This window comes from Chlamydiales bacterium (genome assembly GCA_016185065.1).
Taxonomy (GTDB): domain Bacteria; phylum Chlamydiota; class Chlamydiia; order Chlamydiales; family Rhabdochlamydiaceae.
Genome location: JACPOL010000008.1, coordinates 18,730 through 41,690, shown reverse-complemented (window position 1 = coordinate 41,690; position 22,961 = coordinate 18,730). Strand labels below are relative to the sequence as shown.

Below are 22,961 nucleotides of genomic sequence, written 5' to 3'. Positions count from 1 at the left end.
ATGAAAACTCTTTTTTTAACTCTTTTTCTATTTCTCTCGCCATTTGTTACAGCTTCAGAAGGCGTAAGCACAGGTGTAGATCTTTTTTTTGAAGAGGGACACGCCGCTTCTCTCTTAATGAACAAGAAGGTTGGCCTCATCACCAACCATACAGGCATCAATAGAGATTTTAAATCGACAATCGACCTCTTCCGAGAAGCAAAAGAGTTCTCTCTCGTTGCTCTCTTTGCACCAGAGCATGGATTAAATGGTAACGCCTACGCTGCCGAACATCTCCCCCACTCTGCAAAATCGATCCCTATCTATAGCCTGCACGGAGAGACGAGACGCCCCACCGATCAGATGTTAAAGGGAGTTGATGCCCTTGTATACGACATCCAGGAGATCGGATGCAGGTCCTACACCTACGCCTCAACCCTCTATTACGTGATGGAAGAGGCTGCAAAAAGAAACATCCCCGTCATCGTTCTCGACAGGCCTAATCCGATGAATGGCATCGTTGTGGATGGCCCGATGATGAAAGAGGAGTTCCGCTCTTTTCTGGGTTACGTCAACATCCCCTACTGCCACGGGATGACAATCGGCGAGCTCGCTCGTTTTTTTAACGAGGAGTATAAAGTTGGATGCAACCTTAAAGTGATTACGATGCGGGGTTGGAAGAGATCGATGAGCTTTAAGGATACAGGGCTCCCTTGGATCCCAACGAGCCCCTACATCCCTGAAGCCGACACCCCCTTCTTCTACGCCTCTACCGGGATTTTAGGGATGCTAGAACTGGTGAACATCGGGATTGGGTACACCCTGCCGTTTAAGCTCGTTGGGGCTCCGTGGATCAATGCCGCAGAGTTTGCAAAACAGCTGAACAAGCAGAAGCTGCCGGGGGTTAAATTTCTCCCTTTCTACTTCCGCCCCTTCTACGGTCCTTACAAGAATAAAGAGTGCCAGGGGGTAAAAATTATTATTACCTCTCCCACTCAATACCGGCCGTCGGCGGTGCAATCTCTGCTTCTGGGAATGCTAAAGACTCTCTATCCCAAGCAGGTAGATTCACGACTTGCTGCAATCAGCCCAGCAAAGAAAAAATCTTTTTGCAAGGTCTGCGGAAATCAAGAGATGTGGAACCTCCTTTTATCGGATCGCTATGTCGCCTGGAAGCTAATCCCCTTTCAGCAGGAAGAGCGCGAGGCCTTCCTTAAAACACGGGATAAGTATCTGCTCTATCGTTAAGAGGGTGTTTGCAAATATTTCATCCCGATAACTATAATCGACCAACATTTTGAAACGCCCCTGCGGAACACTCCGACTGATGAACAAAACCTCTTTTCGCGCGCTCTCTTTAATCTTCTTCACATGCGCATCTATTTCCGCTCCGACAACTCCCCTTCTTGCGGCTGCAGTCGAGGCCTACGAAGAACGCGTTATCGGCAATATTTCCGTTACCCTTGAAAATCCACCGCCGCTCTACTCTTTTGATTCGAAGCTGATTGTCTCTAGACTAAAGACAAAAGTGGGAGACCCCTTCTCACAGACAACTTTTGATAATGACTTGAAGGCTCTTTCTGATGAGTATGACCGAGTTGAACCATCAATCGATGTCGTCAATGGCGAGGTCTACATCACGCTCAAACTCTGGCCCAGACCGACCATCCGCACGATCAACTGGTATGGAAATCAGTTTATTAAGACCAAGACTCTACAAAAAGAGCTCGGAATAAAGGCCTCCTCCTCATTCAACCGCCAGACCTTCAACAGCGCATTCAACAAGCTGAAAGAGTACTACGTCAAAAAGGGCTACTTCGAATCGCAACTCAACTACCGCGTTGTTTCCGACACAAAAACGAATGAAGTAGACATCGAGATCAGCATCACCGAAGGGCGCTCTGGAAAGATCGACAAGATCGTCTTTAAAGGGTTCACAAGCGAAGAAGAGTCTGAACTCTTGGATATGATCCACACCAAGAAGTACAACTTCTTCACTAATTTCGTTTTAGGAACTGGAATTTTCAACGAAGAAGCTCTTGAGCAGGACAATTTAACTATTGTTAACCTCCTCCAGAATAATGGTTATGCCGATGCACGAGTAGACATTCAGATCCTCGAGTCTTCTACACAGGGAAAGATCATCATCGAAATCACCGCCGATCGCGGTCCTGTTTTCCATTTTGGAGAGATCACTTTTGAGGGAAATACCCTCTTTACGGATCAGGAGATTGAGAACCACTTCTTGGTACATCCAGAAGATACCTATTCGCCTGAAAAGCTTCGAGAGACAACCCAGTACATCAAAGATCTATACGGCCGCAAAGGTCATATCGATGCGAGCGTTCAATATGAGACTCAACTTGCGGAAAACGCCCCCATTTACAATGTGCGCTTCACAATCGAAGAGGGGCAGAAGTACAAGATCGGAATGATCCGCATCGTGGGAAACTCTCAGACGCAGGCTCGTGTGATTCTTCACGAATCTCTTCTAATACCAGGAGAGACCTTCGACTCTGCCAAACTTAAAGCGACACAGGCTCGTCTAGAAAACATCGGCTACTTCAAGAATGTAAACGTCTATGCGGTGCGGACACAGGATGATCAGTCCCTCGGCGAGAGCTACAGAGATGTCTTTATCGAGGTAGAAGAGACGCACACAGGCAGTATCAGCCTCTTTTCAGGGTTCAGCTCTGCGGACAACATCTTCGGGGGTATCGATATCTCCGAGAGTAACTTTAATTACCGCGGCCTAGGGAAGGTCTTCTCTAAAGGCGCCTCTGCAGTGCGCGGCGGTGGTGAGTATGCTCAGGCGAGAATTAACGTCGGTGCGAAACAGCAGAACTACACCGTCTCCTGGCTGACCCCCTACTTCCGCGATACCCTCTGGCGCGTGGGTGTCAATGGAGAACTGGGAAGAAGCGGCCTGCAAGCAAAAGACTATACTATCCGCACCCTCGGTGGGAGCGTCTTCGCCTCCTATCCCCTTACTCCCTACTGGTCCTTTAACTGGAGATATCGCATCCGCGAATCGAGCACACAAGTAGATCATGGCGCGACAAAACGTGAGCGCCAAGAGGCTAGATCCGGCGGCCTTCTCTCAAGCAGTGGCGTCTCACTCAACTACGACTCTACAGATAGCGCACTGAAGCCGCATAATGGCTTCCGCTCACTAATTGAGAGCGAGTTCACGGGTATCGGCGGTGATTTCACCTTCTTACGCTTCGGCTACATCAACAGCTTCTACCAGCAGCTCTGGAGACGCGGCATCATGAAGTACCGCGCCGAGTTCCGATTCATCGAACCTGTAATTAAAACGCATCACGCCGATGACATTCCTATGAGTGAGCGCTTCTTCTTGGGTGGTGAGAACTCCGTTCGCGGATACAAGGCCTTCGACCTCGGACCTCGCTTTAGCAACGGAGATCCTACCGGGGGTATCTCTTCTTCTCTCTTCTCTGTGGAGTACCTGCAAGAGATCTTCAAAGTGGTAGATGGATTTGTATTCGCGGATGCGGGTGCAGTCTCCATGAAGCGCTTTAGAGTCGGTCACTACAACTTGAGCTACGGCTTTGGCGTAAGACTCGAGCTGATCAACCGCGTTCCCGTCATCTTGGGTATGGGCTTCCCTGTTAACCCAGACAACCACGGCCAGGTCCGCAAATTCTTCTTCTCGATGGGAGGACAGTTTTAATCGTGAACATTTTAAGGAGCAACATTATGAAAAAACGTTTCATTCTCACCTGTTTAACATCTCTAGTAGCACTCTCTTCTGCGTGTGACGCAGCCGAAGGCGCACAAAACGTCGGAGTTGTAAACTTCGCTTCATGCATTACCGACTCTAAGCTAGGTAAGCAAGAGCAGTCTTCATTCGAATCCCTCAAAAAACAGCTCTCTACTCTTCTCGAAGATACAGACAAGCAGCTCGTTGAGATCAACAACAAACTCAGCGACACTGAGTTCATGGATGGACTCTCTCCTGAGGGCGAAGAGGAGCTAAAAAATAAGTTCCGCGTTTTAAACGAAGAGCTAAACCGCTACCAGCAGCAGTACTACCAAGTTCTTAACCAGGCAAACATGCGCATTGTCCAGATGCTTTCAAGCAGCATCAGCAGTGCCTCTGAGCGCGTGGCAAAAGAGAAGAAGCTGACTATGGTGATCAACAAAGAGGCTTGCTTCTTCTATGCACCTCAGCTCGAAGTTACCAACCTAGTTGTAGGTGAAATGGACAGAGTGTTTGAGCAAGAGTCTAAGAAGAACGCGCAACTACCAGCCGTTCAGCCTGGAGCAACTGTTCAGAACACACCAGAAGCTGTCCAGCCTGAAGCACAAACACAAGTGAAGTAAGTCTGTGGAAAGGGCTGTTAAATATTTTCGACTTAAGGAGCTCGCCGAGCTAGCGGAAGCTACGCTGGTGGGCGACCCTGACCATCAAATTTGTGGAGTGGAGGCGCTGGAATATGCAACTATTGCAGACGCCTCCTTCTTAGCAAATCCGCGCTACCGCACGGCGATGGAAGCGTCGAAAGCCGGGGTTATCTGCATTGGAAGAGAGACTCCCCTCACTGAGGGCAGAAATTTTCTCGTTTCAGATAACCCTTCTCGCACTTTTCAAATCATCGTCGAAAAGCTACTTCTCACCGACTCTATCCGCTCGGGATTTACAGGAGTTCATCCCACTGCCGTTGTACACCCTAGCGTCAAGCTGGGTAAGGATGTGCAAGTAGGCCCCTATGCTGTTATTGATGCTAACTGCACGATTCAGGAGCGCACACGCATCGCCTCCTTCGTCTTCATCGGAGCAGGGAGCACAATCGGAACGGACTGCACCATTCACCCCCATGTCGTCATCCGCGAAGCCACTACAATTGGCTGTAGAGTTGTATTGCAACCCGGAGCAGTTATCGGCTCTTGCGGGTTTGGCTTTACAACCGACAATAAGGGAGAGCACAAGAAGCTCGATCAGCTCGGCTCTGTCGTCATCGAAGATGATGTAGAGATCGGCGCCAACACAACTATCGATCGCGCCCGCTTTAAAGTTACAAAGATCTCTCGAGGCACAAAAATAGATAACCTCGTGCAGATCGCTCACAACGTCAGCATCGGAGAGCACAACATCATCGTCTCTCAAACCGGCATCGCGGGCTCTTCCAAAACAGGAAAGCACGTGATCATCGGAGGACAAGCAGGCATCGTCGGCCACATTGAAATTGGCGATCACATCATGATTGCAACGCGTGGCGGCGTAAGCAAGTCCATCTCAGAACCAGGCAAGTATTCGGGCAGTCCCGTCATGTCTCTTGCCGACCACAACCGCCAGCAGGTCCATCTCCGCAAAATTGGCGAGTATGTCAAAAAGATCGAGGAGCTCGAAGAGCGCCTCAACGCTTTAGAAATCGAGAAGCTCGAAAAATGCATTCACACCTCAGAAAAGCTGAATTGACAGCCCCTGGCAAAACCGGGGCGGCACCTATAGCTCATAAAGTTTCTTAGATTTTTCATGAGTTTTACGAACAGCCAGAGTAGACATGTCAGATAGTGTGCGCTCCATGCGAAGAAGGAGATCGGGCACCGGCACGGGCACGCACACGTTCACGAAAGAAAGAGGCGTATCCGATCTTCTCCCCTCTCTTCCGTGTCCCCTCCCTTTTTCTCTTTCGTAAACGTGCCCGTGTGCGTGCCCGCGCCCGATCTTCTCTCTCCCTTCTTTAACTACAACTGCGACTGACGCGAAAGCGAAGCTTTCTTCGGCCTACCCGACATGTCTCTACAACTAATCATCACTCTCCTTAAGCGACTCCAGTATTTATCTGCTTTTCAAAGAATTAGTAATAGGTTAGGAAGGGGGTAAGGAGATGAGCTATGCATATTCCCCCTGTATCTTCGGGCAGAGCGCCCGCGTTTGGACCTGGTGGTTTTGGACCTCAACAGGAGCTTAGAGCCCTTGTGGAGACGGTCGAACAGATTCACACCCAGATGGCACACAACAGCGGCAACCGCACGCTCATGGATACCCTCCAAGAAGAGTACCAGCACACTCTTAGCCAGATCCACAAGTTCCTCATACGACTCCCCTCTTCTCAGCAAGACGTCTTCAAAGGACATTTAGAGGCGTTGAAGGGTCATATGCATACATTCTATAGCCAGCTGATGGAAGGCTCAGGCGAAGAAGAGACTCACACGAGCAGCGTGGCTGTTACTACAAACCTAGCCCTCTTGCAGCAAGACCTGGGGTTCACACAAATTAGATCATCGCTCTATTGAGGACGAATGCTACGCTTCTACTCTAAAAGTGCCGATGACGAGGAGTTCATACTGATCCCCAATCCCGAAGAGGGGTGCTGGATCATTGCGGATGAGGCCAACTCTTCGGACATCAACGCCATCTGCGCCCTCACAGGGCTCGAGTATGCCGATCTGCAAGACTGTCTCGACCGCTACGAGATGCCGCGTCTTGAGCAGATCAAAAACCACCTTCTTATCTTTACCCGCTACCCCACAGATCACGAGATCGGCCTCTATACATCTACACTGACGATCATTCTGTCGGAGAAGTATTTTATCACCATCTCTCCTGATAAGAGCCTGCTGATTGAAACCTTTGTGCAGAGAGCTCCGAAGATCTCTACGAGGCAGAAGTCTAAGCTCCTTCTCCTGCTCCTCTTAAAAATCAGCCAAGAGTTCAATATCCAGATTAGACGCGTCCGCTACCTGGTCTTGACTCAAGAAAAAGAGATGATCAGCGTGGAAAGCGAGGACATCACAGCCCTAACAAAAAACGAAGAGGTTTTGAATCAGATGCTCTCGGCATTAGTGCCGCTGCGCACTGTTCTGCAGAACATAGCGCTAGGAAAGTCGCAGATCATAGAAGAGCGAGATAAAGAGCAGGCTGACGACCTTTTAAACGCGATAAGGCAGTCGGAGGAGCTCTGTTCAAGTGTTGTGAAGAGTATTCGTAGCTTGAGAGACTCCTACCAGATCATCTTCACAAACAACCTCCACAAGACGATTAAGCTCCTCACCTCGTTAACCATCATCTTCAGCATCCCTACGATGATCGCCAGCCTCTATGGCATGAACGTAGGCCTTCCCCTATCTCAGGGACCCCATGCATTCGCACTTGTAATGGGAATGATCTTCTTCCTCTCCATTACAGGCCTCATCTTCTTCAAGCGCAAGCGCTGGCTCTAAGAGGATGTCTACAAAGGCAGCAACATGCTTTTTTAGTCTTTTTTGTAGACACTCTCTAAGAAGCTATCAATTTAAAGATATATTTTCACAAAAAAACTTAAAATATTTTTCAATTGTATTTTCTTAAAAAAAGCGTTATAATATTATATCTACTTGCAATTTTTACATGGAGAATAAGAAATGGTAATCAGCTTAAGCCTACGAGATCTGAGAAACTTTAACCTTCAAAGCTTCATTGAAGCGAAAGATGAAAATGCCAACTTAATGCCGCTAACCTACATTGCGCTGGACAAGGTAACAGAGTTTATGAGTCCTAAAGTAGCGGTTGCTGAAGACTCCGGATACGTAAAAAAAGATGTAGAGATGGAGTGTTTAGAGAGCATGGGACGGCGCGTTTTCGGAGCGCTCAGCTACGCCGGACTTCTAGGTGCCCTCTTCGTGGAAGAGTTTGCACGACTCTGTTTCTTTTCTATTATGACATGCATGGCAACCGCTTATCACTACTGCTTGGACGAGAGAGACTTCATTACCTGGAACAACAGCCAAGGCGAAGTTTTTGCAACTCAAGTTTTTGCAAGCTGCATCTACCTCGTCGATGGACCCGTGCGCATAGTTTCAGCCCTGGTTCAAAAGTGCCTACTCGATGCCAAGAATGAGGATGGAACGCGTAAAGATCTGGATGACGTGGCTCTTATTCACTGGTCTTAAAATAGCATAAAAAAGAGAAGAACTCATGGTAATGCCAATTAACCTAGATAATATAAGAAATCCAAATACTGAAGGTTATGCATACGCGCCACTAACCTATCGCCTTCTGGATCTGGTAACGGGGTTTACATGTGTAGATAGAGAGATTGAATGTTTAGAAAACATGGCAAGAAGAGTGATTGGAGCGCTCTGCTACGCCGGGCTTCTGGTTGCTCTCATCGTAGAAGAGGCTATACGGATTCCCCTCTTTCTTGCAGCTGCACTCGTCACAGCTCCTTTTTCTTTTTTCAGCAGCGAAGCGTGCGAAAAAACCTGGTCAGGCGCCTCTCTAGTTCAAGTTTTTGTGGGCTGCGCATATCTTGTTGATGGGGTGGTGCGCGTACCCTCGGCTCTGATACAGAAGTGTCTGCTGGATGCACGAGACGAGTTTGGCATACCTAAAGATCTATCAGAACTTACGATCTGCACTTGCTAAAATTTTAATAAGGAAAAGAACTCATGGTAATATCAATTAAAGAAGCAGCTATCAGAGATGCAGACGAACAAGGTCACGAATGGTTTCCTTTAACCTACGACCTTATGAATGAAGTCACTAATTTTATTGATGCAAACAATGAGCTCTATTTAGAGAACTTAGGAAGAAGAGTGATTGGAGCGCTCTGCTACTCAGCTCTTCTTGTTGTACTCATTGTAGAAGAGGCTATCCGGGTCCCCATCTCTCTTATTGCTATGGTCTTCACAGCACCTTCTGCTTTTTGCAGCAATGAATCGCTCGACGAAAGCTGGGCTGCTGCGTTTTTATGTCAAGTTATCATGGGCTGCGTTTTTCTTGTTGATGGACTGGTGCGCGTACCTTCAGGTCTGGTACAGAAATGTCTGTTCTTTGATCCCGAGATGAAAGATTTCGACGAGCTCAATATTTGCGAGCTCTCTTTTACAGCAGCAGAAGAGCCGGATTCTCCATAAACTTCTGGATAGTCTTGATGAACTTAGCCGCATCTGAACCATCGATCACTCGGTGGTCGACAGAGAGCGTTAGCATCATCGTCTTTCCTGGGACGATCTTCCCATCACACACGACAGCCTTCTCCTCGGCAGCGCTCACCGCAAGAATTGCCGCTTGAGGAGGGTTGATGATGGCAGCAAAGTCGCTGACGCCATACATACCCAGATTCGAGATTGTGAACGAGCCGCCCATGTACTCTTCTCGGGCGAGTTTTCCGTGGCGCGCCTTGTCGGCCAGCTGCTTAACTTCTGAAGAGATCTGTCCAAGATTTTTGTAATCGGCATGCCGAACAATGGGAGTGATCAGCCCAAGAGGTAGACTGACGGCAATCGAGATGTCGATTGTTTTAAAGCGGATGATATTGCTGGTCGTGGAGTTGAACCCACTATTGATGGCTGGATGCTCGCGTAGAGAGAGGGCTGCTGCTCGCACAACGAGGTCGTTAACAGAGATTTTAAGGCCCCCAGCTTTAAGCTGCTCGCGCAGTTGCATGAGAGCATCTGCACTCACCTCCTGCCGGACATAGAAGTGGGGAATAAATGTTTTAGACTCTTGCAATCTCTTTGCAATCGCCTTTCTCATCGGAGTTAACGCCTCTTCTTCGAAGGTGCCAGGCGCAACTTGCGGCACTTCGCGTCTGCCAAAAGTGACAGCCCCTGCTGGTTGGCCGAGTTCCAGATCGCGACTCACGATTCTTCCATGAGGTCCTGTTCCCTTTACTGTAGAGAGATCGACTCCCTTCTCTTTAGCAAGGCGCCTCGCGAGTGGAGAGATGGGCTGGTGACCCTCTACAACCCCTGTAGGCCCTTCAAATGTGTAGTTTGGAAGCGGAGCCTCTGGAACAAATGATGGCTGCTGCATAGCCCCTGCTGCGGGAGCCGCTGGCGCCGCCTGGGGAGCGGTCGGTTTTTCAGCTATCTTTTCAACTGGAGCTGCGGGAGCGGGTTTAGCTTTAGAAATGCCTTCAGGAGTATAACCATCGATGCTCTCGTTTGCTTTTTCAGTGAAGATGGCAACTGCCTGGTTAACCTGAGCAGACTCTCCATCTTTTACGAGAATCTTGCGGAGCCACCCCTCATCCAGAGCGCTATGCTCGACAGTTGCTTTATCCGTTGCAACCTCAAAAAGAAGATCCCCAGCCTTTACGAGCTGTCCCTCTTTTGCGTGCCATTTGGCAATCGTTCCCTCTTCCATCGTAGGAGAGAGCTTTGGCATGGTGAGTGTAAAAGGCATCCTAGGCTAGAACCTCTTCAATGGCGTGAATGATTTTTTCTCTTGTCGGCATCGTCTCTTTTTCCAGCGTCTTTGAATAGGGCATCGGGGTTTCACACTGGGTGACGCGCTTAATGGGAGCATCGAGATAGTCGAAGCAGTGCTCCATGATCTGAAAGCCGACTTCGGCACAGATGCCCGCAAAAGTATGTCCCTCTTCAACTAGAACGCAGTTGTGAGTTTTACGTACAGACTCTGCGATCGTGGTGATGTCCAGAGGTTTAATTGTGCGCAGATCGATGACTTCAACTTGAACTCCCTTCTTGACAAGCTCTTCGGCAACATCTCTGCAAAGGAGAACCATACGACTATGCGAGATAAGAGTGACGTGCTTACCCTCTCTAACTATGCGCGCCTTTCCAATTGGAACCAGGTAGGGCTCCTTCGGAATCTCCATCTTATCGCCATAGATCAGCTCATTCTCAAGGAAGAGAACGGGATTGTTGCTGCGTATCGCGCTCTTTAAAAGACCTTTTGCGTCATAGGGGTTGCTTGGAGCGATCACAATCAGACCAGGCAGATTCCCATAGATCGCTTCAACGCAGTGAGAGTGTTGAGAAGAGACTTGAGCTGCAGCGCCATTTGGCCCCCTAAAGACGATAGGAACCGTGTATCTGCAGCCAGACATGTAGTACATTTTGATCGCATTAGAGATGATCTGGTCGCACGCGACGAAGGAGAAGTTGAAGCTCATGAACTCAACAACAGGACGCAGTCCTGCCATGGCAGCGCCGATGGCAAGACCTGCAAAACCAAGCTCCGCAATAGGAGTGTCGATGACGCGCTCGGGGCCCCACTTGTCGAGCATTCCCTTTGTAACTTTATAGGCTCCGTTGTACTCGGCAACCTCTTCACCCATAATGAAAACGGTAGGGTCGCGCTCCATCTCCTCATCCATTGCTTGTCTGAGCGCTTCGCGCATCTCAATAACTTGCGTCATGATCTCTCCGGAGCAAAGACATCTTCCCCTAGCTCGATGGGGTCTGGCCAAGGACTCTCTTCAGCATATTTCATTGCAGCGACGACTATATCTTTCTGCTCTTTATCCATCGCTTGATACTCGGCTTCTGTGATCATTCCCATTGCAGCTAGAGTCTTAAACATGATGATTAGCGGATCGCGCTCCATGCACTGCTTTAAATCCTCTTTAGCTCGGTAGAGCGCAGGATCCGAGATTGAATGTCCGCGGAAGCGTTCAGTAATAGCTTCAACGATAACTGGACGCGAGTCCTTCTTTATCTGCTCGTAGATGTGCTGGAATCCCGCGATACAGTTGAAAAAATCCATCCCATCTAAGGTGTAGGCCTGCATATCAAAACTCGGGCCCTTTTTTTCTGCGATCGGCTTCACACAGATTGCGCGATCGACGCCTGTTCCCATTCCCCACTGATTGTTCTCGATCACATAGATGGCAGGAAGATCCCAGAGAGAGGCGAGATTAAGAGACTCGTGGAAAGCTCCTTGTGCTACAGCCCCTTCCCCGAAGAAGCAGACTGCAACCTCGCATGCGGGCATCGGCTTAGCCATTTTGACACTCTTGCTATACTTGACTGCAAAAGCCGCTCCGGTAGCAATAGGGATCTGTCCGCCAACAATTCCAAAACCTCCAAGCAGACGATCGGTAAAGAAGTGCATGGAGCCCCCTCTTCCCTTCGCATTTCCCGTGACTTTGCCATAGAGCTCAGCCATCAGCTCGTTAGGAGACGCTCCAGAGAGCAGCGCGAGCGCATGACAGCGGTAGGAGCCTGCCCACCACTGGTCTCTGCCCATCGCTGAGAAGGCAGCGGTTGCGATCGCCTCTTGACCCATGTACGAGTGGAAGAAGCCGCCGACCTTTCCCTGCTGGTAAGCAGATTCGGCTCTTATCTCAAAATTGCGAATCAGAAGCATCGATTTCAAGACATCCAGAAGACGCTTCTCTCCGATTGCCCTTGCGAGCTTTTCAGTTTCATGTGGAAAGTAGTGGTATTCGACAGATTTTGCGCTTTTCATCACACCCTCTTAAAAGGCAGCTCCTGGAGCTGCTCTTGTCGGACTACTGCTTCCGATGATATGCGGGTTATTTGTCGAGGGAACGGTGCGCAGATCATCATCAGAATGAGCCTGATAACATCCTGTAAACAGGAGTGTTTGAACTGCTAGCAGAAAAATTACAAAAAAAGTTTTTCGAGAGAAAAGACGCATCTGGGCTCTCCTTAATTGTAAGGACAAGCTTAGCAAACACACGAGAAACTATCTATCTTTTATTCTACTACGAACGGGATACGCTCTGCAGCCCCTCTCTTTAAGAATCTGGAACTGCTTTTTAAATTTTTTGACAATTGCCTTATCGTGGATAACGATGGCATTCTCTTGATTGGCGTTGTCTGCTTTATGGGTGAAGTTAAAAGAGCCTGTCCAGACAAATTTATCTCCAAAAAGACAGAACTTGTCGTGCATAAGAGCTCCATTTACGCGCCTCGCGCTCGACTGAAGAGGATCCCAGATAGAAATCGGGATACCGGCTTCTGCCATCTTGTCTAGAGAAGCAGTAAAATTTAGGGAGTAGGGGTCGATAATGACCTCCACCTCTACCCCGCGCGCTTTTGCTGCGCAGAGTGCTTCTGCGATCTTTTTATGCGAGAAAGCATAGACCGCAACCATGATGCTCTTGTTCTCTTGATTGATGCACTCGATCAGACGATCTGCGAGGTGGTCCTCGGGGGAAAAATAGACCTGACAGACCTCTTTCTCTACCTGCTGCTTCTGAGCATGGAGAGGAGCCAGTGAGATGATGAGAAGAAGAGCTAGATGTTTTAACATAAAAAATTTACTTAAAGGCTACCAGATGTCAGATAAATTGTGTAATTTTTTCTGAGATATGCGTAGACTCTGGTTTTTACCACCCAATTAATATGACAAAACGCCCAATCTACTACGACACAGAGACCACAGGAACACGCTACGACAAAGACCATATCATTGAGATAGCGGCTTTTGATCCTGTTCAGAATCGCACCTTTGTACAGTTTGTAAATCCCGGCGTTCCTATCCCGCCAGAAGCCACAGCAATCCACCACATCTCTGACGAGATGGTAAAGGATGCCCCCTCGTGGAAAGAGGTCGGTCGCATGTTTGAGGAGTTTTGCGGAACTGGAATCGTGCTGATCGCCCACAACAACGACAGCTTCGACAAGCTTTTTCTAGAAGATGCCTATAAACGCGCTGAGATGCCCGTGCCCCAGTGGACCTATATCGACTCTCTAAAGTGGTCTAGAAAGTATCGCAGCGATCTTCCGCGACACACGCTTCAATCTCTCCGCGAAGTCTACCAGATTTCTGCAAATCAGGCTCACAGAGCCCTTGATGACGTGATGGTCCTCTGCCAGATCTTTTCGCAGATGATCGACGATCTGTCAATGGAGCAGGTGCTTGAACTCCTCTCAAAGCCAACAAAGCTAGATCGGATGCCGTTTGGAAAGCACCAGGGCAAGATCCTCTCTAGCATTCCAAAAGATTACGTCGCTTGGCTCAAAACAAGCGGCGCCTTCGACAAACCCGACAACAAAGACCTCAAAGAGGCCTTCGTCAAAGTCGGCCTCCTCTAGTAAGTAGAAAGCAGATTCTCTTGTTTGGAGTGCGGCGACCCGGCGCCGCTTTTCCCGAGATCGACCTGGCGATCTCTCCTCAAAGAAACATCGCCGAGGCGATGTTGAAAAAAGCGGCGCCAGGTCGCCGCACTCCAAAAAAGAGCGCTTTGTTAGCGGTTGAGGCGCTGGATGATCTGGAAGGCTTCGGTCTCGTCGATGATGATGAAGCGCTTGAAGGCTTCCTCGTAGGCGTAGACATCGCCTGTTGCGATATCAAAGTACCAGCCGTGGATATTCAAGGTGCCGCTTTTTAGTTTCTCTTGAATGATCGGATAGGTTCTCAAATGGTCCATCTGCTGAAGGATATTCATCTGAGAGAGTTGATTGTGTGGAGCAAGATCTGCTTTAACACCATTTTCTGTCGCGAGCTGTTCATGCGAGCAGCAGCAGTTCTCAAGCCAGCTTTTAAGGCTTGGACTTTCAATCTTATCAGTGCCAGCTAGAATCGCCTGCATGGCTCCACATTCGGAGTGGCCGCAAACAATGATATTTTCAATTGGCAGATTGGTTAGTGAGAACTCAATAGCAGCAGCTTCCGCTGTGGCGTTATTAATTGCAGTAGCAAAAGGTGGAATCAGATTTCCAACGTTGCGGAGAACGAAGAGATCGCCGGGATTTGTGGAAGCAAATAGGTTGGGAACAACGCGACTATCTGAGCACGCAATGAAGAGCGTGTCCGGAAACTGTCCAAGCGCGAGATGAGCGAACTTCTCTCTATAGGTTGAGAGAAGATTCTGGCGAAACTCAAGAATGCCGTTAACCAGTTTTTCCATAAACCTATCCGTTTACACGTTTACTGTCGCTCCGCTGCGCTCATGGAGAGTAAACGCCTCCCACATGAGTCTAAATCCTTCGCAGTTCTTTAGAAGCTCTTCGCGCGTTCCTTCAGCTACTTTCTCCCCTTTTTCAAGGTAGATGATCTTATCAGCGTGTTCGACAGTTGCTAGGCGGTGCGCAATGATGATCTGCGTGACCTCTCCATGAAGCTCTGAAATCGCTTTCTTAATTCGAGTTTCGCTGATCGCATCGAGGGCAGAAGTCGCCTCGTCTAGAATGAGAATTGGAGCATTTTTAACGAGCGCCCTAGCAATCGCAAGCCTCTGCTGCTGGCCGCCAGATAGATTCTTGCCCGTCTCTGCAAGCATAGAGTCATATTTTTCTGGGAGGCGCACAATGAACTCATCCGCGTAGGCGCGCTTTGCAGCATTCTCCACAGCCGATCTTGAAAAATCGCGACCGAAGGCGATGTTTGAAGCTACAGTGTCATAGAATAGAAAGGGCTTCTGAGAGACGAAGGCCATGTTCTCTCTCAGCGACTTCTGTTCAAACAGATTGAGCGGGTTTCCGTCGATGCGGATCTCTCCCCTTTCAACATCATACAAGCGAGGCAGCAGCTGAACGATGGTAGACTTTCCAGCGCCAGTAGGACCGACAATCGCAACCGTCTCCCCTTTTTTCACAGTGAAGCTGACATCCTTTAGGATCCACTCGTTTTCGTAGCGGAACCAGATATGGTCAAACTCGATCTGATCTTGGAAATCTTTAAATGGAACAGCTCCGGGCTTATCTTCGATATTTGAGCGCTGCTTGAGCACCTCAAACATTCTCTCCGCAGCGACAATCCCTCTCTGAATATTCGCATTCTCATCTGCAAACTTCTTGACGGGCTCATAGATGAGCTGAAGAAGGCCACAGAAGACGATTAATCTAGGAACGCTCATTCCGAGTGTATAGAGTCCAAATAGAACAACGCTCGCCAGACACAGTGTCGTCATTGCATGCAGAATCGGTCTTGTCAGCAGGCCATATTTTGCTGTCTTACTCTCTAGAACAGCCATGCGATCATTCTGCTCTTTATATTTCTGCAGTGAGAACATCTCCATCGCAAAGATCTTCACAGTTTGAATGCCAGCGAGAAAATCGATTAGCACCGAAGCGAACTTCTCTTGATTCGACTGGAGCTGTCTCGAGACGCGCTTAACGCGCTTTGCTAAGAGGACGATTGGGACAACGATGAGCGGAACGCCAAAAAAGATTACAAGAGAGAGCTGCCACGAGAGGTAGAAGCACATGATGAGGCAGGTGATCAGTGTAAACGGCGTTTGAAGATAGTTGGTGATCCAGGAGTTGATCGATGTAGCTATCTGCCCTGCATCCCCAACGACTCTCGAAGAGAGGCTTCCAATATTGTGCTGCTGATAGAAGCTCATGGGAAGAGACTGGATATGCTCGAAATACTGCTGTCTTAGATCGCGGCTGACGCGAATAGCCAGGAGCTGTGTTGTGTATCTGCTGGCAAAGAGCCAGATCGCTTTAAAAATCGCTACACAGACCAGGATCGCAATCAGCGCGTTGATATTGTCGCTTAGATGAAACCTCTCCTTTACCTCTTTCATCACCCAATTCAGGGGATTTGCCTCTTTTCTCTCAGAGAGGTATGCGGCAGCTTCCTGCTTCGTAATCGAACCTTTTCCTGTGGTGTCGATCTGGCTCCATCTCGCCTTAACCTCTTCAAGAGAGATCTCCGGCTGCTGGGTTACACTTTCAGTTTTTTCAGGAGAGAAGAGGGCGAAGAAGTCGGAGCCGTTGTTTGACAGAACTCCGAGAGCAAACATCTCCATCTGGCTTGCAATCGTCAGAGCAAATAGAGTTAAAAATGTTGCAACTAGAAGCATTAGATGCTTTCTACTGCGGAGCGCCGCCTCAAGGATTAATTTCATAGTCTCTTACAATTACACGTTGCTGGTATCGACAGCAAATCTACCCATTTTGCGGAATTTTAAATAGCGCTCATTTACAAGCTCGTCCGGAGGGATCTGCTTGAGAAGATTCCATCTCTCTAAAATAAACTCTTTGACACTCTCATAAACCTGCTTCACATCGTGATGAGCGCCGCCTAGAGGCTCTTCAATAATCTCATCGATAATTTCGAATTGAAGAAGGTCTTCTGCATGAATTTTTAACGCGCTTGCTGCGACTGCGTTTTCGCTCGCATCCTTCCAAAGAATCGATGCGCACCCTTCAGGAGAGATCACAGAGTAGTAGGAGTGCTGGAGCATCGCAATCACATCGCCGACTCCCATTCCAAGAGCTCCACCTGAGCAACCCTCTCCGACTAGAATAACAATAATCGGTGTTCTCAGCCCAGACATCTCAAAGAGATTCTTAGCAATCGCCCACCCCTGGCCGCGCTCTTCGGCAGAGAGGCCTGGATATGCCCCTGGGGTATCCAGAAGCGAGAGGACCGGCAGATTGAATTTTTCAGCCATCTGCATGCAGCGGAGCGCTTTTCGATAGCCTTCAGGATGCGGCATGCCAAAGTTGCGCTCGAGGCGGCTCTTCGTATCGCACCCCTTCTCCTGAGCCAAAATCATGAATTTAACACCGCCAATCGTCCCGAGTCCTGCGATGATTGCAGAGTCGTCGCGAAAGAGGCGATCCCCAGAGAGTTCAGTGAAATCTTCACAGAGATTTTTAATGTAATCGATTCCGCGAGGACGGCCGGGATGGCGGCAGATTGCCACTCTCTCCCATGCTGTGAGATTTGAGTAGACTCTGTTTTTTAGCTGTTCTAGCTTAGTTTCAAGTTTATGCAGCTCATCTTCTGACCAGAGCGGATGGTTCTGATTCTGCTCTTTGACCCTAGCGATTGTTTTCTCATACTCTAAAATCTGCTTCTCATGAGGGAGCATGTTATAGCCTATAATTAGCGGGTTGGTGTTGCGACTTCAATTCCTGGCATCCGAGCTTCGCGAAAATCTTTGACAACCATCATATAGCTTGGCTTTGTGATGATAATTGCAAAGAGCTCTTCCACATCTTCTGCCGAAAGAAGAATCGAGCCGTCGCTCTCACATTTTCCAATTATTTCTCTGTTCTCTACGAATTGACCGGCCTTAGAATCAAGCGTCCACGGAGCTCCGTGAATTCCATATCCTTTAGCAAAAGAGGTCGATCCTTCGACCGCTTCATGGATGGGAATCCAGCGCGTTCCAAAAACGGAGACCATCTCAACTTTCTGGTCTCGGAAAAAACCGGCGGTTCCCGGCTTATAAATTGCAATTTTGCTTCCCAGAGAGTAGGTCCCCAGAGGGGTTAAGCTGCCGGAAAGGCTCTGGGGGTCTGGCCTGCCGACGCCCACACGGTAGGTTTTAAGAAGGACGCGCTCTTTCGTATCGAGATCTAAGTAGTAGAAGCCCATCTTGCAGCGAGAGAGGTCGACCAGCAGATAGAAGTTAATGTGCTTATCTTTTCGGAAGACGTTAAAACGGTTGCCCGGAGAGACCTTCTGAGACAGGTAGTCTGTTGTTCCGTTTAGACCGCTATTTAGCCCCCTGGCAATAAAATGGCGTGAGGTAGCGTAGTGGGTCGCATAGTCCGCAAGCCAGGCGGGTCTGCCTTTAAGCCATGGCACGGAGCTTGCATAAGTTACAGTTTCAACGATCGGCAGCTTCGTTGGCCCTAAAGTAAAAAGTTGAAACACTCTGTCGATTGTGGGGAAGTCCTGCACCGTGTTGTCGGCGGGAAGCGGCTTCTGAGGCGCAGCCACCCTCTTCTCTTTAACAGGCGGGGCTTGGACAGCCTCTTTCTGGACATGCTCCTTCTTAGGAGGTGTAACCTCCTTTGAAACGCCCCTCTTTTTATAGAGGGCTAATCCGCCGATAATTGCAAAGACTGCAATCGCGCCTAAAAAAAGAATTTTTGGAAATGACAAAAGCCTTTTTCTCCAATAAAACTATCCCGTCAATTATCACTATTCATGAATAATTTTCAACTAAACATCCCTGTTGATATAAAAATTTTCTTGAGAGAAAAGCTTTTATTTTAAGGAGGATTCTTTCTTTGATTGAGCGAAGCGAAATCCCTGGAGTGCGTGCGCTCTGCGCCGCCCTGTCTTCGTCTCTAGAAAAAAACCGTAAGCGTGATCTAAAAAAAATTAGGGCGGCGCAGAGCGCACGCACTCCAGGGACCTCTCTTCGTTCGGTCAAAGAAAGAATGCCCCCCCCCTTAAAGTTTAGGAGAGTTGGGGCTTGTTCTGAGGAGCTGCCTGGGTCTGCTGCTGCTTTAAACGATCTCTTTCAATCATTTTGCGCATCTTCTTACCAGGAGTGAACTTAACCGCCAGACGAGCGGGAATCACGATGGGGACGGCGGCATTTTTAGGATTGCGCCCGATCTTCTGCTTTCTTTCAACGATCTCAAAGACGCCAAAGTCGCGGAACTCGAGGCGGTCGCCTTTACCGAGGAACTGAGTCATCGCGTCTAGGAAGGATTGAACAACGTTGCGCACATCATTAGGATGGAGACCCCTCTCTTGTGAGATGACTTGGATCAGCTTCTTTTTTGTGATCGTGCCCATTGTATAAAACTCCTAGTTTTCTGAACCTACTCAGTTAGGCTCATTGTTGTATCGCGTTGATTTTCAAGCAAGTGTTTATGTTGTCTGTAGTAAAATTTTCTTTTTTTTGCCAGAACCGATGAGGAGGTAGCGCCCCCCAATGAGATCCTTCTTTTCTATGACCAGCTGCGGATCTTGGACCTTCTCATTATTGAGGTAGGCCCCGCCATTGCTGATCAGTCGGGTGGCTTCTCCCTTGCTTGGCAGAAAGCCGATCTTTACCACCAGGTCGACGTAGCGCTGGCCTACCGTCTCATCCTCTTTTAGTGAGACGTGGGGCATATCTCTTGCGATCTCTTTCAAGACTTCGGGATCTAGACTAGTCTCTGCACCCGGCTTTGCTCCGCCTGTCACCTTCAGCGCAGTTTGAAGCCCCTCCTCTCCGTGCACGAGTCTTGTGATCTCTTCTGCAAGGCGCCGCTGCGCTGTGTTCGGAGTGTAGTCTGGCTTCTTCATCATCTGTTCATACTGCTCGATCTCCTCCATCTCCATATAGGTGAGAAGCCTCATGAGCTTAATGACATCTGCATCCGGCATGCCAAAGAGATACTGGTAGAACTGGTAGGGAGAAAGGCGCTCCGGCGAGAGCCAGATCGCCCCCTCTTCCGTCTTTCCAAACTTCTTCCCATCACTGCGTGTGAGCAGTGGGAAGGTAAGACCATAAGCCGGCTTCGCAAGAACTTTGCGGATGAGTTCAATCCCGCCCGTGATATTGCCCCACTGGTCGCTTCCACCCATCTGCATCACGACTCCATACTCCCTTTGAAGATAGAGGAAGTCGTAGGCTTGCAGAAGCTGGTAGCAGAACTCGGTAAAGCTCATCCCCTCTTCAGATTCAAGGCGTGAGCGGACGCTCTCTTTTGCCAGCATGCCGCTGACGCGGAAGTGCTTGCCCGTGTCTCTTAGAAACTCGATGAGCTTATACTCGGAAAACCAGTCGTCGTTATTTAATATTACAGGTCGCGTGGCTGCATTTGAAAAGTCGAGGATCTGCTCGAAGTGCTTCTGAATGCAGGAGATGTTGTATTTGATCGTTGCACTATCGAGAAGTGGTCTCTCGATGCTCTTGCCAGAAGGGTCGCCAATGCGGCCAGTTGCTCCACCCAGGATAACAAACGGCGTGTGGCCAAAACGTTGGAACCAGCCAAGCGCGACGATTCCCATGAGATTACCCAGGTGAAGACTATCTGCCGTTGGATCGAAGCCCACGTAGACCTTCGATGGGTTTTTCATGACAAGGCGAATCTCCTCGCTCGTTAGAGCATCGACAAATCCCCTCTTCTGCAGGCACGCGATCACATCATGCATTTTTACCACCTCTAGTGTGAGAGATTTATTATGGACCTAAATAGTTTTCCGTCAATAAGATGAGGAGTAGAAAATGCGTAAAGGCCATTTGCCATGAGTAAATTCCCACCCGAAGCGATAAAAAAAGCGGTAGGCTATGCAGCTGCCGAGTTTGTCCAGAGCGGAATGATCGTCGGATTGGGCACAGGATCGACCGCAGCGTTTTTTATTGAGCGATTAATTCAGAGATGCAAAGAGGGCCTCTCGGTTCGGGCGGTCTCCAGCTCGATCGCTTCAGCTTCCCTCGCGCAGAGAGGTGGCATCCCCCTCATCGATATCGAAAGCATCACTCACATCGACCTCACCGTCGACGGCGCCGATGAGATCGACCCGCAGAAGCGCATGATCAAGGGAGGAGGTGGCGCATTCGTCCGAGAGAAGATCGTCGCCAACATGAGCCACGAGATGATCGTGATCATCGACGAGTCCAAACTTGTCCCTCACCTAGGAACGCGAAGGCTACCTGTAGAGATTCTCCCTTTTGCCCACACAGCCACCGCCCACCACCTGCAGAAGATCGGCTACACCGGCAAGTGGCGAACAAAGGGAGATGGCTCTCTCTACGTTACAGATAACCAGAACTTCATATTCGACATCCAACTCGCGCAGCCCTGCCTGACCCCTGAAAAAGAGCATGAGACCCTCATCCGCGTTCCAGGCGTTGTCGACACCGGCTTCTTCTTCAACCTCGCCGGCCGCGTCGTCGTCGGCTTCCCCGACGGCCAACTCATCATTCAGTAAATAAAAAAAGATTCTTCCCGTTTTTTGGAGTGCGGCGACCTGGCGCCGCTTTTCTCGAGATCGACCTGTCGATCTCTCTGTGAAAAAACATCGCCAAGGCGATGTTGAAAAAAGCGGCGCCGGGTCGCCGCACTCCAAAAAAGATAGCTTCAAAACTGCTCTGGATCTAGGATGCGGATTAAGAGGCTACCCTGGAGCGCTATGTCGTCTGAGCTAATTCCTATCTCTTTTAATAAGATCATGCAGTCGCGCTCGTATACGGTGATCATCCTGGGAACGGAGGAGAAGAAGTTTGCCATCTATACCGAGCCAACCGTCGGCCAGAACATCCAGACCTACCTCACAGAAGAGCATAAGCCAAGGCCCTACACTCACGACCTGATTAAGTCGATCTTCGATGGATTTGAGATCAAAGTGCTTCAAGTCGTAATCAACAACGTCGAGGATACGATCTACTTTGCTAGAATCTTCCTCGAGCAGCAGCTCGGCGAGATGCGCCAAATCGTGGAGATCGACGCAAGACCGAGCGACGCCATCACCCTAGCCCTCATGCACAACGCACCCGTCTTCTGCAGAAAAGAGATACTTGAAAAGGCCGTCCCCATCCAAGAGTAGATTGATTCCTACTCGCCTGACAGGAAGGAAGCAAAGGCGGGAATAAATACACCCGTTGCTTCTAAAGCTTTTCGATCTGCTTCATACTTATCTATAAACCGCTGCATCGCCTCGTTGTCGCGAATTTCGAGCTTTCCGCTCTTCCAAACTGCAGCGAGTCTTTCGGGAGCAGATAGGCTATCACTCCAGTATAGATACATCTGATCAGCATATTTGAAATAAGCGCTCATTCTCTGCGGAAAGAGCACTCCCTTAGAGACTGCATCTTCAGGAGATGACTGATAAAAACGCATGACGCGATTGCGATAATCAACAGCCTGATAACGCACATCGTCTGGGCATGAGCAGAGCAGCAGGACGATCTGGTAATCATTCTGTTTCAGCTTAGCAAAAAAATCTGGAGTGTGGCCGCCTGTTGAAGTTGTTCCGTAGACAATACTGCGACCCAGCGCAAAAGACTCCTCAAGCAGAGATAAAACAATGTAGTTTGAACCACCCCGCCACTTTTCGTAGGCGTTTTTTATCACCTGGTCGTAACTTGTCGTTGCAGATGCAACAAGAGGATTTAAAGACATAGCGTAGTAGGTGTGAGCCATGAACTTTAGAGTTCTTGGATCGGGATCTAAGTAGACTCCACTCTGGTATTCAGGGTGCGTGGATACAAATTTTTCAAGAATAGTGGTTTTACGAGCTCCTGGAGCGCCTGCCGTTGCCAGATAAAAACGAGTTTTAGCATTGGTTGTGTTATCCAAGCAGACGCTACGAACAACGTTAAGGTCCTTTTTTATTAGATCCACCTCTTCAGGTGAGTACCCCTTCAGGTGAGATGAGATCATCTCCGGAGTAAAAAAAAGTTCCGCTTGAAGAGTAACGCAGAACAAACATGCCAGAATTGAAAGTACGCGCTTCATTTTTACCATCCTTGTAAATACTGGAACCAGTTTAGATCGGCTGTTTTGAAAAATTCAATTAAAAATTGAACCGCAAAAAAAACCAACACATCTTTCCATATAAATAATTATTAAGCTGATTTGTTTAGATCCAGGCTGATAATGTATTAGAACTTAAAAAAATT

24 protein-coding genes are annotated in these 22,961 nt (G+C 48.8%); 12 read left to right on the top strand and 12 right to left on the bottom strand.

Going from position 1 to position 22,961, the window contains the following annotated elements; translation table 11 throughout:
• From HYX48_04155 to HYX48_04115, 9 genes are all read left to right on the top strand, one after another.
• The gene (locus HYX48_04155) at positions 1-1,227 is read left to right on the top strand and encodes a DUF1343 domain-containing protein (protein MBI2743090.1); all 1,227 of its coding nucleotides are present in this window, start codon (positions 1-3) and stop codon (positions 1,225-1,227) included.
• Positions 1,228-1,306: 79 nt separating this feature from the next.
• Positions 1,307-3,673 carry an outer membrane protein assembly factor BamA gene (bamA, locus tag HYX48_04150; GenBank protein ID MBI2743089.1) on the top strand — a complete coding sequence of 789 codons (2,367 nt, stop codon included), beginning with the start codon at positions 1,307-1,309 and terminating at the stop codon, positions 3,671-3,673.
• A 26-nt stretch (positions 3,674-3,699) separates the two neighbouring features.
• Positions 3,700-4,326: an OmpH family outer membrane protein gene (locus HYX48_04145; GenBank protein ID MBI2743088.1), complete on the top strand. Its 627-nt coding sequence runs from the start codon at positions 3,700-3,702 to the stop codon at positions 4,324-4,326.
• 4 nt (positions 4,327-4,330) lie between these two features.
• Complete coding sequence (gene lpxD, locus HYX48_04140) at positions 4,331-5,422, top strand: UDP-3-O-(3-hydroxymyristoyl)glucosamine N-acyltransferase (GenBank protein ID MBI2743087.1); 1,092 nt, start codon at positions 4,331-4,333, stop codon at positions 5,420-5,422.
• Positions 5,423-5,841: 419 nt separating this feature from the next.
• Positions 5,842-6,243: a hypothetical protein gene (locus HYX48_04135; GenBank protein MBI2743086.1), complete on the top strand. Its 402-nt coding sequence runs from the start codon at positions 5,842-5,844 to the stop codon at positions 6,241-6,243.
• A 6-nt stretch (positions 6,244-6,249) separates the two neighbouring features.
• Positions 6,250-7,170, top strand: a complete 921-nt coding sequence (locus tag HYX48_04130) for a magnesium transporter CorA family protein (GenBank protein MBI2743085.1) — start codon at positions 6,250-6,252, stop codon at positions 7,168-7,170.
• Between the two features lie 180 nt (positions 7,171-7,350).
• Positions 7,351-7,878 (top strand): hypothetical protein, encoded by a 528-nt coding sequence (locus HYX48_04125; protein ID MBI2743084.1) that lies wholly within the window; start codon positions 7,351-7,353, stop codon positions 7,876-7,878.
• 25 nt (positions 7,879-7,903) lie between these two features.
• The gene (locus HYX48_04120; protein ID MBI2743083.1) at positions 7,904-8,353 is read left to right on the top strand and encodes a hypothetical protein; all 450 of its coding nucleotides are present in this window, start codon (positions 7,904-7,906) and stop codon (positions 8,351-8,353) included.
• A gap of 23 nt (positions 8,354-8,376) precedes the next feature.
• Entirely contained in the window at positions 8,377-8,844 is a 468-nt protein-coding gene (locus tag HYX48_04115) for a hypothetical protein (GenBank protein ID MBI2743082.1), read from the top strand.
• On the opposite strand, the gene HYX48_04110 is transcribed toward HYX48_04115, so the two are convergent.
• From HYX48_04110 to HYX48_04090, 5 genes are read right to left on the bottom strand one after another with little or no spacing between them, the layout of a single operon-like run.
• Positions 8,813-10,117, bottom strand: coding sequence for a pyruvate dehydrogenase complex dihydrolipoamide acetyltransferase (locus tag HYX48_04110; protein ID MBI2743081.1), 1,305 nt, complete (start codon positions 10,115-10,117; stop codon positions 8,813-8,815). The two genes, HYX48_04115 and HYX48_04110, sit on opposite strands and share 32 nt — an antisense overlap.
• A 1-nt stretch (position 10,118) precedes the next feature.
• Positions 10,119-11,078 carry a pyruvate dehydrogenase complex E1 component subunit beta gene (locus HYX48_04105; protein MBI2743080.1) on the bottom strand — a complete coding sequence of 320 codons (960 nt, stop codon included), beginning with the start codon at positions 11,076-11,078 and terminating at the stop codon, positions 10,119-10,121.
• A gap of 14 nt (positions 11,079-11,092) precedes the next feature.
• Positions 11,093-12,148 (bottom strand): pyruvate dehydrogenase (acetyl-transferring) E1 component subunit alpha, encoded by a 1,056-nt coding sequence (gene pdhA, locus HYX48_04100; protein ID MBI2743079.1) that lies wholly within the window; start codon positions 12,146-12,148, stop codon positions 11,093-11,095.
• 9 nt (positions 12,149-12,157) lie between these two features.
• Positions 12,158-12,340 carry a hypothetical protein gene (locus HYX48_04095; protein ID MBI2743078.1) on the bottom strand — a complete coding sequence of 61 codons (183 nt, stop codon included), beginning with the start codon at positions 12,338-12,340 and terminating at the stop codon, positions 12,158-12,160.
• Positions 12,341-12,388: 48 nt separating this feature from the next.
• Positions 12,389-12,958: a DUF1669 domain-containing protein gene (locus HYX48_04090; protein MBI2743077.1), complete on the bottom strand. Its 570-nt coding sequence runs from the start codon at positions 12,956-12,958 to the stop codon at positions 12,389-12,391.
• Positions 12,959-13,050: 92 nt separating this feature from the next.
• Here HYX48_04090 and HYX48_04085 point away from each other — a divergent pair, with 92 nt between their 5' ends.
• Positions 13,051-13,743 (top strand): DUF3820 family protein, encoded by a 693-nt coding sequence (locus HYX48_04085; GenBank protein ID MBI2743076.1) that lies wholly within the window; start codon positions 13,051-13,053, stop codon positions 13,741-13,743.
• A 152-nt stretch (positions 13,744-13,895) separates the two neighbouring features.
• Here HYX48_04085 and HYX48_04080 read toward each other — a convergent pair whose 3' ends face one another.
• The 6 genes from HYX48_04080 to HYX48_04055 form a co-directional block, all read right to left on the bottom strand.
• Entirely contained in the window at positions 13,896-14,558 is a 663-nt protein-coding gene (locus tag HYX48_04080) for a carbonic anhydrase (GenBank protein ID MBI2743075.1), read from the bottom strand.
• A gap of 12 nt (positions 14,559-14,570) precedes the next feature.
• Positions 14,571-16,505: an ABC transporter ATP-binding protein gene (locus tag HYX48_04075; GenBank protein MBI2743074.1), complete on the bottom strand. Its 1,935-nt coding sequence runs from the start codon at positions 16,503-16,505 to the stop codon at positions 14,571-14,573.
• Between the two features lie 12 nt (positions 16,506-16,517).
• The gene (locus HYX48_04070; protein ID MBI2743073.1) at positions 16,518-17,477 is read right to left on the bottom strand and encodes an acetyl-CoA carboxylase carboxyltransferase subunit alpha; all 960 of its coding nucleotides are present in this window, start codon (positions 17,475-17,477) and stop codon (positions 16,518-16,520) included.
• A gap of 14 nt (positions 17,478-17,491) precedes the next feature.
• The gene (locus HYX48_04065) at positions 17,492-18,499 is read right to left on the bottom strand and encodes a L,D-transpeptidase (protein MBI2743072.1); all 1,008 of its coding nucleotides are present in this window, start codon (positions 18,497-18,499) and stop codon (positions 17,492-17,494) included.
• Between the two features lie 300 nt (positions 18,500-18,799).
• Positions 18,800-19,144, bottom strand: a complete 345-nt coding sequence (locus HYX48_04060) for an HU family DNA-binding protein (protein MBI2743071.1) — start codon at positions 19,142-19,144, stop codon at positions 18,800-18,802.
• Positions 19,145-19,219: 75 nt separating this feature from the next.
• Positions 19,220-20,491, bottom strand: a complete 1,272-nt coding sequence (locus HYX48_04055; protein ID MBI2743070.1) for a tyrosine--tRNA ligase — start codon at positions 20,489-20,491, stop codon at positions 19,220-19,222.
• A 93-nt stretch (positions 20,492-20,584) separates the two neighbouring features.
• On the opposite strand from HYX48_04055, the gene rpiA reads away from it, so the two are divergent.
• Positions 20,585-21,271, top strand: a complete 687-nt coding sequence (gene rpiA / locus HYX48_04050; protein MBI2743069.1) for a ribose-5-phosphate isomerase RpiA — start codon at positions 20,585-20,587, stop codon at positions 21,269-21,271.
• Between the two features lie 201 nt (positions 21,272-21,472).
• Positions 21,473-21,886 carry a bifunctional nuclease family protein gene (locus HYX48_04045; protein ID MBI2743068.1) on the top strand — a complete coding sequence of 138 codons (414 nt, stop codon included), beginning with the start codon at positions 21,473-21,475 and terminating at the stop codon, positions 21,884-21,886.
• Between the two features lie 8 nt (positions 21,887-21,894).
• On the opposite strand, the gene HYX48_04040 is transcribed toward HYX48_04045, so the two are convergent.
• Positions 21,895-22,797 (bottom strand): hypothetical protein, encoded by a 903-nt coding sequence (locus HYX48_04040; protein MBI2743067.1) that lies wholly within the window; start codon positions 22,795-22,797, stop codon positions 21,895-21,897.
• Between the last annotated feature and the right edge of the window lie 164 nt (positions 22,798-22,961).

What these genes read in the sequence shown, in the direction of transcription:
- HYX48_04115 (MBI2743082.1), top strand. Translation starts at nt 8,377, where the DNA reads ATGGTAATATCAATTAAAGAAGCAGCTATCAGAGATGCAGACGAACAA.
- HYX48_04075 (MBI2743074.1), bottom strand. Translation starts at nt 16,505, where the DNA reads ATGAAATTAATCCTTGAGGCGGCGCTCCGCAGTAGAAAGCATCTAATG.
- HYX48_04135 (MBI2743086.1), top strand. Translation starts at nt 5,842, where the DNA reads ATGCATATTCCCCCTGTATCTTCGGGCAGAGCGCCCGCGTTTGGACCT.
- HYX48_04095 (MBI2743078.1), bottom strand. Translation starts at nt 12,340, where the DNA reads ATGCGTCTTTTCTCTCGAAAAACTTTTTTTGTAATTTTTCTGCTAGCA.
- bamA (MBI2743089.1), top strand. Translation starts at nt 1,307, where the DNA reads ATGAACAAAACCTCTTTTCGCGCGCTCTCTTTAATCTTCTTCACATGC.
- HYX48_04130 (MBI2743085.1), top strand. Translation starts at nt 6,250, where the DNA reads ATGCTACGCTTCTACTCTAAAAGTGCCGATGACGAGGAGTTCATACTG.
- HYX48_04040 (MBI2743067.1), bottom strand. Translation starts at nt 22,797, where the DNA reads ATGAAGCGCGTACTTTCAATTCTGGCATGTTTGTTCTGCGTTACTCTT.
- HYX48_04060 (MBI2743071.1), bottom strand. Translation starts at nt 19,144, where the DNA reads ATGGGCACGATCACAAAAAAGAAGCTGATCCAAGTCATCTCACAAGAG.
- HYX48_04105 (MBI2743080.1), bottom strand. Translation starts at nt 11,078, where the DNA reads ATGCGCGAAGCGCTCAGACAAGCAATGGATGAGGAGATGGAGCGCGAC.
- HYX48_04090 (MBI2743077.1), bottom strand. Translation starts at nt 12,958, where the DNA reads ATGTTAAAACATCTAGCTCTTCTTCTCATCATCTCACTGGCTCCTCTC.
- HYX48_04125 (MBI2743084.1), top strand. Translation starts at nt 7,351, where the DNA reads ATGGTAATCAGCTTAAGCCTACGAGATCTGAGAAACTTTAACCTTCAA.
- HYX48_04120 (MBI2743083.1), top strand. Translation starts at nt 7,904, where the DNA reads ATGGTAATGCCAATTAACCTAGATAATATAAGAAATCCAAATACTGAA.
- HYX48_04110 (MBI2743081.1), bottom strand. Translation starts at nt 10,117, where the DNA reads ATGCCTTTTACACTCACCATGCCAAAGCTCTCTCCTACGATGGAAGAG.
- HYX48_04145 (MBI2743088.1), top strand. Translation starts at nt 3,700, where the DNA reads ATGAAAAAACGTTTCATTCTCACCTGTTTAACATCTCTAGTAGCACTC.
- HYX48_04045 (MBI2743068.1), top strand. Translation starts at nt 21,473, where the DNA reads ATGTCGTCTGAGCTAATTCCTATCTCTTTTAATAAGATCATGCAGTCG.
- pdhA (MBI2743079.1), bottom strand. Translation starts at nt 12,148, where the DNA reads ATGAAAAGCGCAAAATCTGTCGAATACCACTACTTTCCACATGAAACT.
- HYX48_04155 (MBI2743090.1), top strand. Translation starts at nt 1, where the DNA reads ATGAAAACTCTTTTTTTAACTCTTTTTCTATTTCTCTCGCCATTTGTT.
- HYX48_04085 (MBI2743076.1), top strand. Translation starts at nt 13,051, where the DNA reads ATGACAAAACGCCCAATCTACTACGACACAGAGACCACAGGAACACGC.
- HYX48_04055 (MBI2743070.1), bottom strand. Translation starts at nt 20,491, where the DNA reads ATGCATGATGTGATCGCGTGCCTGCAGAAGAGGGGATTTGTCGATGCT.
- HYX48_04080 (MBI2743075.1), bottom strand. Translation starts at nt 14,558, where the DNA reads ATGGAAAAACTGGTTAACGGCATTCTTGAGTTTCGCCAGAATCTTCTC.
- HYX48_04070 (MBI2743073.1), bottom strand. Translation starts at nt 17,477, where the DNA reads ATGCTCCCTCATGAGAAGCAGATTTTAGAGTATGAGAAAACAATCGCT.
- rpiA (MBI2743069.1), top strand. Translation starts at nt 20,585, where the DNA reads ATGAGTAAATTCCCACCCGAAGCGATAAAAAAAGCGGTAGGCTATGCA.